Source organism: Mesorhizobium sp. M7A.F.Ca.US.006.01.1.1, from assembly GCF_003997935.1.
Lineage (GTDB): Bacteria > Pseudomonadota > Alphaproteobacteria > Rhizobiales > Rhizobiaceae > Mesorhizobium.
Map to the genome: position 1 here is coordinate 25542 of NZ_RZQL01000025.1, position 17272 is coordinate 42813.

Genomic DNA, 17272 nt, shown 5'->3' on the forward strand with positions numbered 1-17272 from the left:
CTGTTCTTTCCCACCGCATCGGCGCCGGTCACGCCACCTGCGCCGCAGCAGCCATGCCGGCATCGGCAGCCTGCAGCGCGAGATCTATGTCTTTTGCGGTGTGCGCGGCGCTCAGGAACATGTTGTGCCGGGGATGGAAATAGGCGCCTTCGCGCAAGGCGGCCGAGCAGAAGGCATTGGCCAGCTTGAATTCGGCATCTTCGTCGAACAGCACCATCGGCATCGACACCGGACCTGTCTGGCGCAGCGAAAGGCCATGCTTCTTCGCCGCCGCGTCGAGACCTGAGCGCAGCCTGTCGCCGGTCTGCGTCATGCGGGCGATAGCGTCGGTGTCGCGCAGCGTGTTGATGGTGGCGATCGCGGCGGCCATGGCGACGGCGCCATACCAGAACGACCCCGTCACATAGACCTTGGTAGCGGCTTCGCGGAACCGGTCGGTGCCGGTGATCGCGGCAAGCGGATAACCATTGGCGATCGCCTTCGAGAAGGCGGAAAGGTCCGGCCGTACGCCGAGTGGCTCCCAGCTGCCGGCGAGGTCGATGCGGAAGCCGGCCCTGACATCATCGACGATCAGCGCCGCGTCGGCGGCGATGGTGAGCTCGCGCGCCCGTCTGGCGAAGGCGGCGGTCGGCAGTTCCTGGTCGCGGGCGATGTCGTGCCGGAAGGCGGTCACCACGACAGCGGCGAGATCGTTGTCGGCCTGCTCGACGGCTGCCTCAAGGCTGGCAATATCGTTGTAGTCGAAATGGATCAGATGGGCGCGGTCCTCGGCGGTGACGCCGGCGAGCGAGGGTGTGCACCACGGCACGGCGCCGTGATAGGAGCCGCGCGCGACCAGCACCTTGCGCCGGCCGGTGCCGGCGCGTGCGATCGTCACGCAGGCTGTGGTGGCATCGGTGCCGTTCTTCTGCAGCATCGCCCAGTCGGCATGCGCGACCGTCTTGACCAGCAGTTCGGCCAGCTCGACCAGCACTTCACCCGGGCCGTTCATCGCATCGCCGAGGCGACGCTGCCGCTCGGCCGCCGCCTCGACTGCCTGGTGATGATGGCCGAGGATGTTGGGGCCCCAGCTGCACATCAGGTCGATGTATTCGCGCCCGTCGACGTCCCAGACCCGGCAGCCGTCGGCACGCTCGAAGAACTGCGGATAGGCGGAGCCGAGATAGCGCGTCGCCATGTGTCCCCACATGCCGCCCGGAATGACCGAGGCCGCGCGCTCGCGCAGCAACTGGTCCTTGGAGTTGATCAGGGAAGGCATAGCGAGGTCTCCGCACGTTGATATATCATATATTGATTTTGGCGCTGGAAGAGCAGGATTTGCTGGTCGTCCAGGATGAGGAAGCGGAGGGCGTCTGGCCGCCTCCCGCTTCTTTTCGCCTAGTGGCTGAGTTCCGCCAGCGGCAGGTTGCAGCAGGCACTGTAGCGTATGCCCTTGACGTCCGACTTGTAGGCCAGGATCAGGTTAGGACTGATCAACGGCAGGATGATCCTGTCCTTGATCATCTCTTCGCCGGCCTGGTGCCAGAGCTTGGCGGCCTCGTCGCCGCTTGCCGCAAGGGCTGCCTTGTAGATCTCCGCTTCCTTCGGGTTGAGCACCGACGGGTCGCGCTCCGCGCCGGCGCGGCGCGACCACGGGCTGCCCTTGGTCATGGCGAAATAGTCGATGTATTGCGAGGTGCCGTAATAGTCCGGCGCGTAGAACACCGCCGTCATCGGGATGCCGTCGCCATTGACGCGTTCGCGCCAGTTGGCGAAGGGGATCGGCTGCAGGTCGAGCTTGATGTTGATCTTGGCCAGATCCTGCTGGACCTTCTGCATTAGAAGCGACAGATCGACGCCATAGACGTTCATGCCGGGGAACGCCGCTTCCATCTCGAAGCCGTCGGCATGGCCGGCCTTGGCCAGAAGTTCCTTTGCCTTGGCGACGTCATAGGGCTGCGCCTCGAAGCCCGAACCGCCGGGGAAGCCGAGCGGGATCGGCGCGCTGATCAACTGGCCCTCGGAGCCGATGGTGAAGTCGAGGATGCTCGGACGGTCGAGGCCGAGCGAGATCGCCTCGCGCACCTCGGGCGTCAATGGCACCTTGTTGGCCTTGGCGCCGGGCGACAGCGCCACATAGATGAAGTTGTAGGACGGCACGGTCTCGATTTTCACGTCGCTGCCGGTCATCGTCTTGGCCGTGTCCGGGTCGATCTGCATGGCGATGTCGGCCGTGCCGCTCTGCAGCATCTGCGCCTGCGCCACCGCATCCTTGGTCTGCCGGATGACGACTTCGCTCAGCGCCGGCGCGGTGCGCCAGTATTTGTCGTTGCGCGCCAGCCGCAGTTCCGAATTGGGCTCATAGGATTTCAGCACGAACGGTGCGCTGCCGGCTGAATGCGCCAGGAACCAGGCCTCGGCATTGTCTGTCGTCGAAGCGTCCGCATCGGCCTTGGCGCCGGCTTCGGAAGCGACCTTGCTGTTGACGACAGCTGCGTAGGGCGCCGCCGCGATGTTGAGGAATTCGGAGCTCGGCGCGACCATCTTGACGACGACCGTATGCGCGTCCGGGGTCTCGATCGAGGCGACATTGTCCATCAGGAACGAGGCGCTGCCCTTGAGGTTCTTCAGCCGCTCCCAGGACCATTTGACGTCCTTGGCTTCGACCGGCGAACCATCCGAGAATTTGGCGGCCGGGTCGAGCGTGAAGGTGAAGCTGCTCTGGTCGGCATTACCTTCCCACTTCGAGGCGAGCAGCGGGATCAGCTTGTTGTCCTTGTCCAGTGTCAGCAGCGATTCATAGACGCTGGAATTGTAGATCTGGCAGGTGTCGCAGAAAGCGCGGTGCGGATCGAGCGAGTTGAGGTCGATGTTGCGCGCGATGACCAGCGGCTTGCTGTCCTGCGCGAAGGTGGCTGGTGCCCAGAAGGCGCTGGTGGCCAGCAGCACCGCTGCCAGCATCGTCGCCCTGGTCTTGTTTCTCGGTAGGATGGTCATGTCAGTTCTCCCATTTTCTTGTCGGATCTTGTGGCAATGCGTTCGCTCTATCCACCCACGGCAGTGAGGGATTGAAGCGCGGCCTTGAGCTTTTCAGCGCCGCCCAGTGCGGCACGGTTGAGCGGGGCCGATACGACGGGAGCCGAGAGGCTTCCCGTCACATGCAGAATCTCGTGATCGAGATAATCGAACACGCGATCCTGAATCTCCTGTGTCAGCCGTCCGCCAAGCGACAGCCCACGCTGCACCTGCTCGACGACGGCCACCCGGTTGGTCTTGCGGATCGAGGCCTCCACCAGCGGCCAGTCGAGTCCGGTCGGGTCGAGGCTGCGCAGGTCGACGATCTCGGCGTCGATGCCGGTCTCCTCGACCACCTGGCTGGCGACGGCAACCATGCTGGCGCTGGTGAGCAGTGTACAGGCGCTGCCCGGCCTGACGATCTTCGCCTTGCCGAGCCGCACGCAATAGTCGCGGTCATCCGCAGGCACAGGCCCCTCGCTCGGGAACAGTTCGACATGCTCGATGACGACGACCGGATCGTCGCATTTCAGTGCTGAATTCATCAGGCCGATATAGTCGAAGGGCGTCGTCGGGGCGACGATGCGCCAGCCGGGAAACAGGGCGAAAAGCCCGGACGGATCGCCCGAATGCTGCGAGCCGTAGCCGGTGTGCGGCGAGACGCGCACCCTGACCACGATCGGCACCGGGAAGCCGCCGCCGAACATGTGGCGCACCTTGCTGACTGCGTTGAACAGCTGGTCGGCGGCCACCAGGCAGAAGTCGCCGAACATGATCTCGACAATCGGCCGCAGGCCGCAAAGTGCTGCACCCAGCGCCACGCCGACAAAACCGTTCTCTGCGATCGGCATTGCCAGCACACGCTCCGGCCAGCGTTCCAGCGCACCCTTTGTGGCGCCCGAAACACCGCCGCGCAGACGGTGCACATCCTCGCCCATGATGATGATGCGCGCATCCAGCTCCATGGCGCGCGCAATCACCTCTGACGCGGCAACCATGAACTTGACCGGCCTGGTGTCGGCAGGCGGCACGTCCTCGATCTCGAGGAAACGCTCGTCTCTCAGCTCGGAAAGATCACCGCGTATCTGGTTGTCGACGCCGCCTGGGTCTGGCCACAGATGGTCGGGAATGCGCAGCGCGTTGCCACTCATCTCGGTGAGCGAATCGGCGGCGGTGTTGACCACCTCCATGACGCGTTGGTCGAGTGTCCCGAGTTCCGAAGCGTTCAGAATGCCCATCGTTTTCAGGCGAGCGGCCATCGTGACCAGTGGATCGCGCGCTTTCCAGGCATCCTCTTCGGCCTTGGTGCGGTAGCCGAATTCGCTGCCGGGACGGGCGCCGCTCTGGTGCAGAAAACGGTAGCAAAGCGCCTCGACCAGCACCGGGCCGCCGTCTTCCTCGATCGTCCGGCGTGCCTCGCGCATGGCGTGATGGACCGCCACCACATCCATGCCGTCGCATTCGATGCCGTGAAAGCCGAGCATGGGTCCGCGCGAGGCCAGCCGCGTCTCGCGCGTCTGCTCCTTGATGTGTGTCGAGACCGCATAGAGATTGTTTTCGGCGAAAAAGATCACCGGCAGCCGGTAGAGTGCGGCGATGTTCATCGCCTCATAGGCCGGCCCCGCCATCATCGTACCGTCCCCGAAAAAAGCGACCGAGATGTTGCCGGTGTCGAGCAGCTTGTCGGCCAGCGCATAGCCGGCCGCGTGCGGCAGGTTGCCACCGATAATGGCGCTGGTGCCCGGTATGCCGGAGGTATCGTCGCGCATATGCATCGAGCCGCCACGGCCGCCGCAATAGCCTGACTTGAGGCCCATGATCTCGGCCATCAGGCCGCGCACCGAGCCCTGCATGTCCGGGTTGAAAGCGTCATGCAGCGGGTCGAATCCGCCGGGCGTCTGCGCGTTGACAAGCTTGGCCAGGACCTGGTGATGGGCGCGGTGGGTGCCGTTGATGCGGTCGCCGGTGCCGAGCACGGACATGGCGCCGACCGCCGTCGCCTCCTGGCCGATGCTGGCATGCGCCGGACCATGCACCAGCCCGGCATTGGCAAGGTCAAGCACTTTTTCCTCGAAACGGCGGACGAGCAGCATCTGGTGATACCAGCGCAGCAGGCTCGAAACCTCGGCATCGTTCCAGTCCGAATCATCGACCTCTAGCCGCAACCAGGGCGCCGATGGCTGGATCGATGTCTGCTGGACCATGTCAGCTAGTTCCGTTCTGGTAGATGATATATCAAATATTTTCTCAGTCGATTGCGTCCGAGCATTTTCTTCGAAAGGCTGTGACCTGCAGACTCGTCAATAAATGGAATTAAATTTCATTTTCTGCCCGAGGCCGAGACTAAGCCGGGATGGCGGCGTTCCGCAAGAGGAATTTTGAGGCGCGCTTTTGGCCATTCCAGAGATAAGCCAGAGCACCGATTTGCGGCGGGAGCTTGCTGGCGGATCGGCAGGGTAGACGCTCGGCTACCGCTCCGCCCGGTGCTGAAAAAACTGCAAAAACAATTCCCGCTCGGTGGTGATGTCGAGCTTCTCGTAGATGCGCCGGCGATGGTTCTTGACCGTGCCGACGGTGATGGCGAGGCGCTCGGCGATGTTGGCCGTCGGGTGGCCGGCGAGGATCAACTGGACCAATTCCCGCTCGCGCAGCGACAGCTCCGGCCACAGGCTGGCCGGAATGGTCGGCTCCTGCCGGGGCGATGCGCCGGGGCCTGTCGGCGCCGACGTGCGGGAGAATTCGGTTCCGCGCGCCTTGATGTCGAGCGCGTGCAGCGCTGCGAATACCGGCAGCCGCTCATCCAGCAGGGCAATCTCGCTATCCTTGAATGGGGTGGTCGAGCGATCAAGAAAGATGCCGAGGCACCAGTCGCCGCCGTCGGCCAGCATGATGCCGACCTCGTCGCAGATCTCCGACTGCGCCAGGAAGCCGGCTATATACTGGCCGCGCTTGGCCTCGTCGTCGGCAAGCCGTTTCAGCGGCATGATGCCCAGCCTTCGCTCGCGCCGCCACGAGGCATAGAACGGGTCGAAGACGTAGTAGTTGTCTAGATAGCGCCGGACCATCTCGTCCGAGAAGCGCCGGTGCTTGATGAATTCCGGCGTCTGCGTCGCCGAATAGCGCGTCACCGTAACGAGGTCGTGCTCGATGTCGGCGCCGATCAGGTCGATCAGGCAGTCGACATGCCTGTCCGTGCCGGTGGCGGCGATCGCCCTGGCGAGCGGCGCCCAGATGGTCCCCATGCGCATGCCCTTTTCTCGGCGATGTCAGCCCAACCGTCATTATGTCTTTAGGCATATGGCGCGAAGCCGCCCATCGAATCTAGCCTGGTGTCAACCTAGACCAGATCCCGAGGCGACCGTGACCCAACCCAATCTCACCGCCCCTATTGTCGGCAACCCAATCGTCATCGGCATCGACGCCGGCGGCACCATGACCGACACGATCCTTGTCGATCAGGACGGCCACTTCAAGATCGGCAAGTCTGCGACCACGCCGAAGAACGAAGCCGAAGGTTTCCTGGCCTCGGCGGAGGACGCGGCGGATGCCTGGGGCATCTCGCTGGAATCATTGTTTTCCGGCGTCAACGTCGTGCTCTATTCCGGCACCGGCATGCTTAACACGCTGTTGTCGCGCACCGGCCGTCGGCTCGGCCTGATCACCACCAAGGGCCTCGAGGACATGATCCTGATGGGCCGCGGGCTGCAGGCCTGGGCCGATTATTCCTACGCCGACCGGCTGCATGCGGTCACCCACCATCATCCCGATCCGCTGGTGCCGCGCCGCCGCACCCATGGGGTCACCGAGCGCATCGACCAGTTCGGCGACATCGTGCTGCCGCTCTACGAACATGAGGTCTCCGCCGCCGTGAAAAAACTGATCGCCGACAAGGTCGAAGCGATCTGCATCATGACCATCTTCTCGCATGTCAATCCGGTGCACGAGAAGCGCATCGCCGAGATCTGCCGTGAGGAGGTCGACAAGGCCGGCGCCGACATCATCGTCTACACCAGCCATGAGGTCCGCCCGGTCATCCGCGAGCAGTCGCGGCTGAACTCGGTGCTGATCGAGGCCTACGCGACTTCGCGTGGCCGCAAGCAGCTTAGGGGCATCGAGGACGTCTCGAAGAAATACGGCTTCAAATATGGCGTGCAGACGCTGCTCTCCTTCGGCGGCCTGACGTCGATCAACCATCCGCGCCTGCATGAAACCATGATCTCCGGCCCGATCGGCGGCATCCTCGGTGCTGCCTATGTCGGCAAGTTGATCGGCAATGATTCGCTGATCTGCTCCGATATGGGCGGCACCTCTTTCGACATGGGCGTCATCACACGCGGCCAGACGCGGATCGAGAACGAGCCGCTGATGGACCGTTTCAAGCTCAACGTGCCGACGCTGCATCTCGACACGATCGGCGCCGGCGCCGGCATGATCCTCAAGGTCGACCCGCTGACCAAGAAGGTCAGTCTCGGGCCGGAAAGCGCCGGCTCGGATCCCGGTCCGATCTGCTTCGATCGCGGCGGCACCGAACCGACCATCGCCGATTGCGACGCCATTCTCGGTCGCCTCAATCCGCACTATTTCCTCGGCGGCAAGGTCGTGCTGCAGGTCGAAAAGGCCCGCCGCGCCTTCCAGGAGAAATGCTCCGACATCCTGGGCGTCGGGCTGGAGGAAGCCGCCGAAGGCATGATCGACATGCTGGAGTCCGATGCCAACAACGCGTTGCGCCGGGTCATCTCGGGTCAAGGCATCCACCCCTCCGAGTTCACGCTGCTGTCCTATGGCGGCTCCGGCCCGTTGCATCTGGCCGGCTGCTCCAGGGGCATCGGCTTCAAGGACATCATCACCTTCCAGTTCGCCGCCGCTTTTTCCGCCTTCGGCTGCACCACCGCCGATTTCATGCGCCGGCATTCGGTATCGACGCAGCACGACATCCCGTCACGCGCCGACGAGGCAACGCTGGCCGCCTTCGGCGCCAAGGTCACCACGGTCTGGAACGACCTGACCAAGGCGGCGGTTGACGAGATGATCGCCGACGGCCATGCCCGCGAGAAGATCAGGACCGTGCCGTTTCTGATGATGCGCTACACCGGCCAGCTCGAGGATGTCGAAGTCATGGCGCCGCTGGCCGAGGTCAATTCGGCCGACGATATGCGCAAGGTGATCGACGAGTTCGAGGCAGTCTACGCCAAGGTCAACCACCGCGTGTCGCGCTATGGCGAAGCCGGCTTCACCATCACCGAACTCGGGCTGATCGCCACCGCTGACAAGGTCAAGCCGGTGCTGCTCAAGCGACCCCTCGGCGCTTCCAATCCTGCTTCCGCCCACAAGGGTGTGCGCGAGGCCTACATCGGCGGGCGCTGGCACAAGGCCAATCTCTACGAGATGGATCTGCTGCAGCCCGGCCACGAAGTGATCGGCCCGGCCATCATCGAACATCCCGCCACCACGCTCGTCGTTCATCCGCAGGACCGCGTCCATGTCGATGAATGGACGCTGCTGCACTACACCCACGCTTGAGAGGGCATCGCCATGTTGGACAAACCTGCTTCGGCCCTGCGCCTTCGCGAAAGGCTGCTCGATTCCGAGCGGCTGATGGAAGAGACCGGTTGCTATGACGGCATCACGGAACTCACGCTGCGCAACCAGGATCCGCTGAAATTCGAGACGCTGCACACCAAGCTGCGCGCCTATTGCGTCTCGGCACGCGAAATGGCCCGCCGCATCTCGGCCTCGCCCGGCGTGCGCGAGGTCGGCGAAATGGTGGTCGCCATCTACACCCCCGAGGGAGACGCCATCGCGCTCTCCAACGGCATCATGGTGCATGTCCATACGATGAGCCGCTTCATCAAATGGATGATCAAAAACGGCTACGAGGACAACCCGCGCATCCGCGAAGGCGATATCTTCGCCAACAACGACGCCTTCATCGGCACCGTGCAGGTGCCCGACGTCATGGACGTGGTGCCGATCTTCCATGAAGGCACGCTGGTCGGCTGGGCGGGCGCCGTCTGCCACGAGCTGGAAGCCGGCGGCATCACGCCTGGCGGCGACGTCTGTCTCGCTCAGGAGCGCTTCACCGAAGGCCTGTTCGTCTGCGCCGAGAAGATCGGCGAGAACGATGAAATCCGCCGCGACTACGTCATCCGCTGCGAGCGCAATCTGCGCATGCCGATCTACTGGGTGTTGGATGAGAAGGCCAAGGTAGCCTCCTGCATCGACATGCGCGAAAGCGTCAAGCAGCTGATCTCCGAGATCGGCCTCGACTACTGGATGAAGGTGTCGAAGGAGTTCATCGAGGAAGGCCGCCGCGCCCAGCTTGCCCGCGCCCGCCAGCTCACCGTGCCCGGCATCTATCGCGGTCACACTTTTTACGGCCACGTCACGGCGGGAAAGCCCGGCTTCCAGCTGCTCGGCGATCCCGACTGGCTCTACAACATCCCGATCGAGATGGAGATCACCACCGACGGCAAGATCACCATGGACTTCGAGGGCACGCAGCCCTGGGGCTACCATTCGATGAACTGCACGCCAGCCGGCATGGATGGTGGCATGTTCGTCACCTTGACCCAGCACATGAATTTCGAAGGCCTGGTCAATGACGGCGCCTGGATGGCGACCGAACTGAAACTGCCGCACGGCACCTGGACCAACCCCGACAACGAAATGGTGGCGACCGCCACCTCATGGGCCCTGCTGCTGCCGGCCTATGGCGTCTTCCAGCGGCTTTTGTCGCGCAGCTTTGTCGCGCGCGGCTTTGTCGAGGAGGCCTTCGTCGGTCAGGTCAACAGCCCGATGATCGAGATGGGTGGCGAAAGCCAATACGGCACGCCGTTCGGCATGGCGCATTTCGAATGTGCCGCCGCCGGCTCCGGTGCGCTTGCCATCAAGGATGGTCTCGACACCGCCTATGTCGGCTGGAATCCGGAATCCGACATGGGCAACATCGAGGTCTGGGAACAGTCGATGCCGATGGTCTATATCGGCCGTTCGATCGTGCCCAACTCCGGCGGCGCCGGCAAATATCGCGGCGGCTGTTCCTTCGTCTCCACCTGGCTGATCAACAAGACCTCGCATCTGCGGCTCCACACCTCTGAGCACTCCTCGCGCGTGTTCGACAACGCCGGCATGTGCGGCGGCTATCCGGCGCCGACCTGCCAGAAGCATCGCGCCGTGCGCAACTCAGACATTCACGAACTGGCGGCAAAAGGCGAACCGCTGGCGCATGCGCCCGGCATCGATCCGCATGTCTCGGACTACGAGCGGAACATCGGCGGCGACCATGTCGTGGTCGAGGGGCCCTACATCACCTCGCCGCACAAATCCGGCGATATCTTCAGCCATTCTTACAATGGCGGCGGCGGCTATGGCGACGTGCTGGAGCGCGATCCGATCAAGACTGCCTGGGACGTCGAGAACGGCTTTCTCACCCGGCAAGCGGCTGACCAGGTTTTCGGCATTGTGCTGAAGGACGATGAAGACGGTTATCCCATCGCCGATATCGACGCCACCGTCGAGCGCCGCGCCGCCATGCGCAGGCAGCGTCTGGCCAAGGCGATCCCAGTGGCGGATTGGATCGCCAAGGAGCGTGGCCGTGTCGAAAAGGCTGACTTCGCCCCGGAGGTGAAGAAAATGTTCGCCAGCGCGATCAAGCTGTCGTCGCGCTTCACCAGGGAATTCAGCGATTTCTGGAACGTCGACGCCAGATCGATCTTCACGCCGGGAGCAAAGCCATGACCTCATACAGCAAGGAAGTCCTGGGTGATCTGGCCGCAGGCAAGCTGCCCTGGCCACAGACAAGGCGCATCATGAGCGCCTACAAGGACGATGACCGTTTCTTCAGGATGGTCGCCGTCTATCAGGACCGCGTCGCCTGGAAGGATCCGATCCTGCTGCCGGTCTCCGACCATCTGTTCATCTGCCAGAGCGGCGATGAGCGCATCACCCGCTGCGAATGCGGCCACTCCTTTGGCGACTATCGCAAGAACTGGAAGCTCAACGCCGCTATTCATGTGCGCAACACCGAGGAGGCTTTGCGCGAGATCTATCCCAACAGCGATCTCCCCGATCCCGAATGGATGGAAATCCGTGAATTCATCTGTCCGCAGTGCGGCACGCTGCACGAGGTTGAAGCGGCGGCACCCGGTTATCCCATAGTCCACGATTTCGAGCCCGACCTCGAAGGCTTCTATCGCGAATGGCTGGGCAAACCGCTCCAGGAAATGGGGGCTGCGCCGGTGTGATTGCCAAATCCGGTCAGGCCTGATTGCCTGTCCGGAACGAAGCGGAGAGCGTGCGCCATGAACAACCTTTCCGGCCGCAGTGCCATCGTGACCGGGGGGTTCTCGGGCATGGGCTTTGCCATTGCCACGGCTTTGGCTGAAGCCGGTGCCAATGTCGCCGTCGGCTCCTACATCGCACCCGCCGGCGCCGACAGATCAGACGCCGCCTATTATCCAGGCGCGGACGAGATCGAGCGCGTGAGTGCGGCTCTTGCCGCCCATGGAACAAGGGTTCACGCCGCCCATCTCGACGTGCGCGACAGCGACGTCACCAACCGTTTCGCCGCGGACGCCGAAGCGGCCATCGGCCCCGCCGATATCCTGGTCAATGCCGCTGGGACGACCGCGGAGCAGCCGGTCTGCGGCCATTCCGACGCGCTGTGGGACAAGATCGTCGACACCAACCTGACCGGCGCCTTCCGCACTACCCGCGCGGTTCTGCCCGGCATGATCGAGCGCGGCTGGGGCCGCATCGTCAACATTGGCTCGACTGCCGCTTCGGTTGGCTGGAAGGACAACCCTGCCTACTGTGCGTCCAAGGCCGGCCTTCTCGGCCTCACGCGCTGCGTGGCGCTGGAAGGAGCGGCGCACGGCGTCACCTGCGTCATGATCAGCCCGACCTGGGTCGAGACCGAACTGATGCGCCGCAATGTGGCGCAGGTCGTCGAGCGCGAAGGCAAGGGGCGCACGGCAGAAGAAGCGATGGCCGAGATCGCCGGGGGCAACCCGCAGCAGCGAATACTGCAGCCGCAGGAGATTGCCGCTCTGGCGGTGTTCCTGTGCTCGGATCTCGCCAAGGGCATCACCATGGAAAACATACAGATCACCGGCGGAGCGCTGTGGTAGCGCTCCTGCCGGATGGGCGGCGTCCTTGGGACGGATGTTCATTTTTCGCGCGCGCCCTGCATCTCGCATGTGCGAGAAAGTTCTTTCGCATCTGCGAGAAAAGGTGTTTACTGTTCTTGTAGCGCTCGCCATTCTCACAGGCTGATCCTAGATGAAAGTAGCCGGTCTTCGGCCATTCCTGATAGCCGTATTGGCGGCAGCTGGGTTAAATGGGCTCACCGATCGCTGTGCGCTTGCCGGGGAATCGGAGTTGCACGGCGCCCGGCTGGTTGGTCGCTTTTTAGCGACGGGAACCGAAGCCACATTCGAATGGCCGGGAACTGCCATCGAGGTCGAATTCCAAGGGGCATGGCTCGACGTAGTGCTTGACGACACAGGTCGGAACAGCATGGTCGTTGACGTTGACGGTTCTGTATCCCGCCTCGACTTGAAGAAGGGCGAACACACCTACAGGGTCTTATCGGATACGGTGGCTGCCCGGCACGCCGTACGTCTTGTCCGCCGAACCGAAGCGTCATTCGGCGCGACTGTTCTCAAGGATATTCGGACCGACGGATCTTTTCTGCCGCCGCAGCCGAAAACCCGCAGCTTTCTAGTCATTGGCGACTCCATCTCGGCTGGTTACGGCGTCGAGGGCAAGGACGCCAAATGCCGGTTTAGCGCCGATACCGAGAACCAGTACTTGACCTTTGCCGCAGTCGTGGCGCGCCGCTTTGGAGCAGACGTCACGACGCTTGCAGCGTCCGGGAAGGGTCTTGTCCGCAATTATGATGGCAGCACAAACGCAACGATGAGCGACCTCTACACGCGACTGCTGCCGTCACGTCCAGACCGGGAACAACTGCCTGATACCAGTGTCATTGTCGTGCATCTCGGCAGCAACGATTTCAGCGGCGGCGCGCGGCCGCCCGATTTTGTCGCACGCTACGCGGACTTGCTTGCCCAATTGCGCGCCAACGCGCCTGACGCAATGATCTATGCCGGTATCGGCCCGATGCTTTGGGGCGCTGACCTTGATGCCGCGGTTTCGGCCGTGAACAAGGCCGTGGCGGTCCGTCGTGCCGCGGGTGAAAGAAAAATTGCTCTGATACGATTCGATAGTCCGCGAGGAGTTGCGTCACGCGGCTGCGACTCGCATCCAAATGAAATCGGCCAGGGTCATATGGCGGACGAACTTGAGGCCCGTGTGAAGGCCGACCTTGGCTGGGAAGAGACAAAATGACTGTAGCTTCGACGGTCGCCGTAGAATCACGAACGGTGCCGGGTAGCAGCAATGTTCGTCGCAAGCTGCTCGGGCTCCAAGTTCTAAGGTTCGTCGCCGCCTTTGCGGTGGTATTGTTCCACATTGGAAGCGGCTTTCAAATAGAGTTTGGTTTTAAGAGCAATATCTTTGCCTTCGGAGCGTCAGGCGTTGATATATTCTTCGTAATCAGTGGATTCATAATCGCTTACACGACCGATGAGGCCAAAGGCGCCTGGCAATTCTGTCGCCGCCGCCTGGTTCGTATCGTTCCGCTATATTGGACGCTGACGGCAGGTATCGTGGTGATTGCGCTGATGAAACCCGGTCTGCTGAATTCGACCGTCGTGAGCGGCGAAACGATCCTGAAATCACTGTTCTTCATCCCGTTCGAAAAGCTCGACGGGTCGATTCAGCCGCTGCTCTTCCTCGGCTGGAGCCTTAATTATGAGATGTTCTTCTATGCAATATATGCTGCGTGCATAGCTGCCGGCCTGCGCGGCCCACTGCCGCCATCCATGTTCATAGTGATTCTCGTAGCGGCGGATCAATTCATCCAGAGTGAAAATGTCGCTTGGCGCTTCTACACCAATCCACTGATCCTGGAATTTGTTTTTGGCATCTTACTTTACTTGGCATATGTGCATGGTACGAAAATTTTCGTGGGACGTACTTGGCTTATGCTTGCAATTTTCGGGGCGACAATAGCCATACGGCAAATGATGCCTGGCTTGCCTTGGCTTCTGGCGAACGGCATCCCTGCCGTGCTTTTAACCGCCGCCGCTTTGTCTTGGTCGCCAACCCGGACGCGCGCGATAACATTTCTGGTTTTGCTCGGAGATGCATCATACTCGCTCTACCTCTCGCACCCTTATGTAATCCAGCTGGCGAGCAAACTGCTACCGCATCATTCGGGGCTGATGGCGCAGGGGCTGGCTGCCATCGTGGCATGCGCGCTGTCCATAGCGGTATCCATTGTCCTTTATACAATGATCGAGCGACCCGCGCAGAGTCTCTTCAATGGCTCGGCAGGCCGTAGGCAAGCCTCCTCGACGCCTAGGAAAACCGAAAATCATATCTGACTCGCGACGGAAACAGGCCGCGCACTGCCTCTGGATTTGTGGCGATCGCCCCGTTCGAAGGTGCGACGACTCGGTATCCGCCGCTTGGCCAATTCGCGTAAGATAAGTTGACCGGATTTGCCATTGAGCGCAGGGCACGATAGGTTATATTGCACTGCACAATGGAGAAGCCGTTTATTGCACGCCCCTGTCTGCGAAAATTCCGGCCGGCTCATGGCTTGCCGGCACTGGGTCGTGCCGGCGGGACTCTGAGATGAAGATTCCAAAGTCCCTGCTGGTCGACCCCGAGAAGAACTCGGTCTATGGCGCCTTTGCCGTAGCCGTCTCGATCTGGGCGTTTTCCTATTCGTTCATTTTCGGTCAGGCACTGATCCTGGCCTACTACGCGGTCTGGCTTCCACTGGTCCTGGTCGACTACCGGCGGTTTCTGCGGCATCTGTCCAGCGCCTGGCTGCCGCTGCTGTTTGCCGCCTATGTCTGCTTCTCGGTTTTCTGGTCGGCTGCGCCGGGCACCACGGCAAGGACGGCGTTCCAGTACCTCTCTCACATCGCTTGTGCCTACATCGCGGCGCGCGCCGTCAGCGTGCGCACATTGACGATAGGTGCCCTGGTCGGGATTTTCTTCATCCTGCTTTATTCGTTGCGGGTCGGCAATTATTCCGACGATGTTCTCGACGGCACCTACAATTTCGTCGGCGCGTTTGCCTCCAAGAACCAGCTCGGTTTTGTTGCCTCGCTCGGCATATATTTCAGCGTGGTGTTCCTTGCCTTTTACAGGCGCGGCCGGCTGAGCCTCATGCTTACAGCGCCTCTCATTCTGCTATCGGCCTATCTGCTGTTCGTCTCGCATTCCGCCACCTCGATGGCTTCTATACCGGCGGTTCTGGCGCTGGTGACGCTTCTTGCGATGAGCAAACTTTTGTCACGGCGCTACCGCCGGGTGATTTTCCTGATCGGCGCCGGCCTGCTGGTCGTGACTGCCTTTGTCGCCTTGAATCTCGGGCTTATGGACTTCGTCCTCGGCCTCTTCGGCAAGGATTCGACGCTCACCGGACGGACCTATCTGTGGGAGCAGGGCTGGAATGCCGTGCAGAAATCGCCGATTCTCGGCGTCGGCTATGCCGCCTATTGGGTGCAGGGCTTCGCCGAAGCCGAGCGGCTGTGGAACGAGTTCTATATCACCACTCGCACTGGCTTCCACTTCCACAACACCTATATCGAGGCTCTCGTCGAGCTCGGCTTCGTCGGGGCGACGCTGGTATCGCTGATCGTGCTGCGCACGCTCTACGGCCACGTCTCGGCAGTGGTCTTCAGGACATGGCAGGCCGATCCGGTGGTTCTCGCCGGCGTGATGGTGCTGCTGCTGATTCGTTCCTTCGTCGAGGTCGAGATACTCAACCCCTACTTTACGGGCTCCTTTCTGATGTATTTCAGCTTCTTCAAGCTGGCGCGGCTGCCCGTTACCACCCGCACACGGCGGTCCCAGGCGCTGGAGCCGGCGGATGCGGCCACTGGTGAGGCTGACTGGCCCCGGCATGCCGGCCGTCCGGCGGTCGCCGGCCCTTCATGAGCGTCATCTCGCGGTCCGACGTCGGGTCGCGAGGGGCTTTCCCAGCGGACCGATTTTAGCTGGGCGGGGCCGGCGCGCCTTCCTGCCCTTGATGTATCGGTGGTTGAGCAGGTCGAGCAGCTTCTCTGCCTGCAAAAGGTCAAATCCAAGAGCCCCATCGAACATTCGGCTGCCCGACGAGCACGTTGACGATCGACCAGAGACCGTCAGCTTACCTCCGCATGCCGTAGCGTCCTGTCACGGAGACACAGCTTCGCGGATAAGTCCCGATCAGCTGTGTTTTGCGACGGAATCTTCAGATGAAGCTTACAAGGATGGCACGAACGGCAAGCCCCGTCATAACCACCGCACACACGATACAAAATGAAAGCCCTGCTATGGTGAGTATTTGAAATCCGGCGGGGGCGTCACGGAAAGATTTCCACGTAATCTCCTCGCGATCCCATTGCTGAAATCGAGCGACGTCATTCCTCTGCTCGATAGGTTCGGAGTGTTGGCCTCCATTTTCGGTCAACCTGTTCTCCCCTCGGTGGGTGGGTGCCGAACGCGCATAGCTGGCGCCTGTCGCATCATTGAGCATTTTCGAGCTTCATCATGTCTCTCGCTCGTGCCGCGGTTTCGCCGTTCAGTTCAACGGACTGGGATGCATCGGGCAGGAATCTCGGGCCGACAACTCGGACATTCCTGCGATACGCCGGCATCGGCTGCGATGCGCCGCCGATCGACATCGCCGCCTTCCGTGGCAACCGGTCTCTGTTGTCGGCGTCTTGTGAGCAGTCGCTGGCGCATGCCGGGTCCTGCGGCCGTGGTGTTGGCGTCGGCGCCGTAATGGGGAGCCGAAAATTTTCGGAGGCAGTCAATGGGCTTGCGGAGCCCATCTGAAAAGCTGCGACAAGAACGAAAAGATGCTTCCTTGAACAAGGTCGACGGACGAGCCGGGCCTCACAAGCACGAACCATTGATCGCTTTTTCATCGAAGGAGCACGCGTGAGCTGTCTGCCAGGGGAATTCATGCAAAGGCTATCGATGGCGAAAGTTCAGCGACGAGGCCATGAGGTAAGCACCTGAGGCAGCACAGGGATATTCCCTAGACCGGTCCGCCGTTCGCTGAACGGCGAGCCGCTCTGACGCAATTGCGGACGGAAACGTCTCGTGCGTTTCCGGGATTTGCTCTACCATCGAGATCGATGTGTCGCGGTCGCAACGCACTCCAAGCGATCATCGCCTGGTGAAGAGGTCAGCAGGAATGAGGTGCGGT

At 61.9% G+C, this 17272-nt stretch carries 12 protein-coding genes; 7 read left to right on the forward strand and 5 right to left on the reverse strand.

Annotation, left to right across the window (positions count from 1 at the left end; genetic code table 11):
- Nucleotides 1-28 precede the first annotated feature (28 nt).
- The 4 genes from EN943_RS07270 to EN943_RS07285 form a co-directional block, all read right to left on the reverse strand.
- Complete coding sequence (locus tag EN943_RS07270; protein ID WP_127412090.1) at nucleotides 29-1258, reverse strand: aminotransferase class III-fold pyridoxal phosphate-dependent enzyme; 1230 nt, start codon at nucleotides 1256-1258, stop codon at nucleotides 29-31.
- Between the two features lie 119 nt (nucleotides 1259-1377).
- A complete protein-coding gene (locus EN943_RS07275; RefSeq protein WP_164778112.1) occupies nucleotides 1378-2940 on the reverse strand; it encodes an ABC transporter substrate-binding protein in 1563 nt (520 codons plus the stop codon).
- 83 nt (nucleotides 2941-3023) lie between these two features.
- Nucleotides 3024-5198: an alpha-ketoacid dehydrogenase subunit alpha/beta gene (locus EN943_RS07280; protein ID WP_127412092.1), complete on the reverse strand. Its 2175-nt coding sequence runs from the start codon at nucleotides 5196-5198 to the stop codon at nucleotides 3024-3026.
- 264 nt (nucleotides 5199-5462) lie between these two features.
- Nucleotides 5463-6242 carry a LuxR C-terminal-related transcriptional regulator gene (locus EN943_RS07285; RefSeq protein ID WP_127412093.1) on the reverse strand — a complete coding sequence of 260 codons (780 nt, stop codon included), beginning with the start codon at nucleotides 6240-6242 and terminating at the stop codon, nucleotides 5463-5465.
- A 112-nt stretch (nucleotides 6243-6354) separates the two neighbouring features.
- Between EN943_RS07285 and EN943_RS07290 the strand changes: the two genes are divergently transcribed.
- The 7 genes from EN943_RS07290 (at nucleotide 6355) to EN943_RS07320 (ending at nucleotide 16014) form a co-directional block, all read left to right on the forward strand.
- Nucleotides 6355-8514 (forward strand): hydantoinase/oxoprolinase family protein, encoded by a 2160-nt coding sequence (locus EN943_RS07290; RefSeq protein ID WP_127412094.1) that lies wholly within the window; start codon nucleotides 6355-6357, stop codon nucleotides 8512-8514.
- A gap of 12 nt (nucleotides 8515-8526) precedes the next feature.
- Nucleotides 8527-10731 (forward strand): hydantoinase B/oxoprolinase family protein, encoded by a 2205-nt coding sequence (locus tag EN943_RS07295; RefSeq protein ID WP_127412095.1) that lies wholly within the window; start codon nucleotides 8527-8529, stop codon nucleotides 10729-10731.
- Nucleotides 10728-11237, forward strand: a complete 510-nt coding sequence (locus EN943_RS07300) for an acetone carboxylase subunit gamma (protein ID WP_127412096.1) — start codon at nucleotides 10728-10730, stop codon at nucleotides 11235-11237. Before EN943_RS07295 ends, EN943_RS07300 begins: the two co-directional genes overlap by 4 nt.
- A gap of 57 nt (nucleotides 11238-11294) precedes the next feature.
- Entirely contained in the window at nucleotides 11295-12122 is an 828-nt protein-coding gene (locus tag EN943_RS07305) for an SDR family NAD(P)-dependent oxidoreductase (RefSeq protein WP_127412097.1), read from the forward strand.
- Nucleotides 12123-12273: 151 nt separating this feature from the next.
- Nucleotides 12274-13344, forward strand: coding sequence for an SGNH/GDSL hydrolase family protein (locus EN943_RS07310; protein WP_127412098.1), 1071 nt, complete (start codon nucleotides 12274-12276; stop codon nucleotides 13342-13344).
- Nucleotides 13341-14444: an acyltransferase gene (locus tag EN943_RS07315; RefSeq protein ID WP_127412099.1), complete on the forward strand. Its 1104-nt coding sequence runs from the start codon at nucleotides 13341-13343 to the stop codon at nucleotides 14442-14444. Before EN943_RS07310 ends, EN943_RS07315 begins: the two co-directional genes overlap by 4 nt.
- A 253-nt stretch (nucleotides 14445-14697) precedes the next feature.
- On the forward strand, nucleotides 14698-16014 hold the full coding sequence (locus EN943_RS07320) for an O-antigen ligase (protein ID WP_127412100.1): 1317 nt from the start codon (nucleotides 14698-14700) through the stop codon (nucleotides 16012-16014).
- Between the two features lie 569 nt (nucleotides 16015-16583).
- Here EN943_RS07320 and EN943_RS37580 read toward each other — a convergent pair.
- Nucleotides 16584-16742 (reverse strand): hypothetical protein, encoded by a 159-nt coding sequence (locus EN943_RS37580; RefSeq protein WP_164778110.1) that lies wholly within the window; start codon nucleotides 16740-16742, stop codon nucleotides 16584-16586.
- Nucleotides 16743-17272 lie beyond the last annotated feature (530 nt).

What these genes read in the sequence shown, in the direction of transcription:
- EN943_RS07270 (WP_127412090.1), bottom strand. Translation starts at nt 1,258, where the DNA reads ATGCCTTCCCTGATCAACTCCAAGGACCAGTTGCTGCGCGAGCGCGCG.
- EN943_RS07275 (WP_164778112.1), bottom strand. Translation starts at nt 2,940, where the DNA reads ATGCTGGCAGCGGTGCTGCTGGCCACCAGCGCCTTCTGGGCACCAGCC.
- EN943_RS07280 (WP_127412092.1), bottom strand. Translation starts at nt 5,198, where the DNA reads ATGGTCCAGCAGACATCGATCCAGCCATCGGCGCCCTGGTTGCGGCTA.
- EN943_RS07285 (WP_127412093.1), bottom strand. Translation starts at nt 6,242, where the DNA reads ATGCGCATGGGGACCATCTGGGCGCCGCTCGCCAGGGCGATCGCCGCC.
- EN943_RS07295 (WP_127412095.1), top strand. Translation starts at nt 8,527, where the DNA reads ATGTTGGACAAACCTGCTTCGGCCCTGCGCCTTCGCGAAAGGCTGCTC.
- EN943_RS07300 (WP_127412096.1), top strand. Translation starts at nt 10,728, where the DNA reads ATGACCTCATACAGCAAGGAAGTCCTGGGTGATCTGGCCGCAGGCAAG.
- EN943_RS07305 (WP_127412097.1), top strand. Translation starts at nt 11,295, where the DNA reads ATGAACAACCTTTCCGGCCGCAGTGCCATCGTGACCGGGGGGTTCTCG.
- EN943_RS07310 (WP_127412098.1), top strand. Translation starts at nt 12,274, where the DNA reads ATGAAAGTAGCCGGTCTTCGGCCATTCCTGATAGCCGTATTGGCGGCA.
- EN943_RS07315 (WP_127412099.1), top strand. Translation starts at nt 13,341, where the DNA reads ATGACTGTAGCTTCGACGGTCGCCGTAGAATCACGAACGGTGCCGGGT.
- EN943_RS07320 (WP_127412100.1), top strand. Translation starts at nt 14,698, where the DNA reads ATGAAGATTCCAAAGTCCCTGCTGGTCGACCCCGAGAAGAACTCGGTC.
- EN943_RS37580 (WP_164778110.1), bottom strand. Translation starts at nt 16,742, where the DNA reads ATGTCGATCGGCGGCGCATCGCAGCCGATGCCGGCGTATCGCAGGAAT.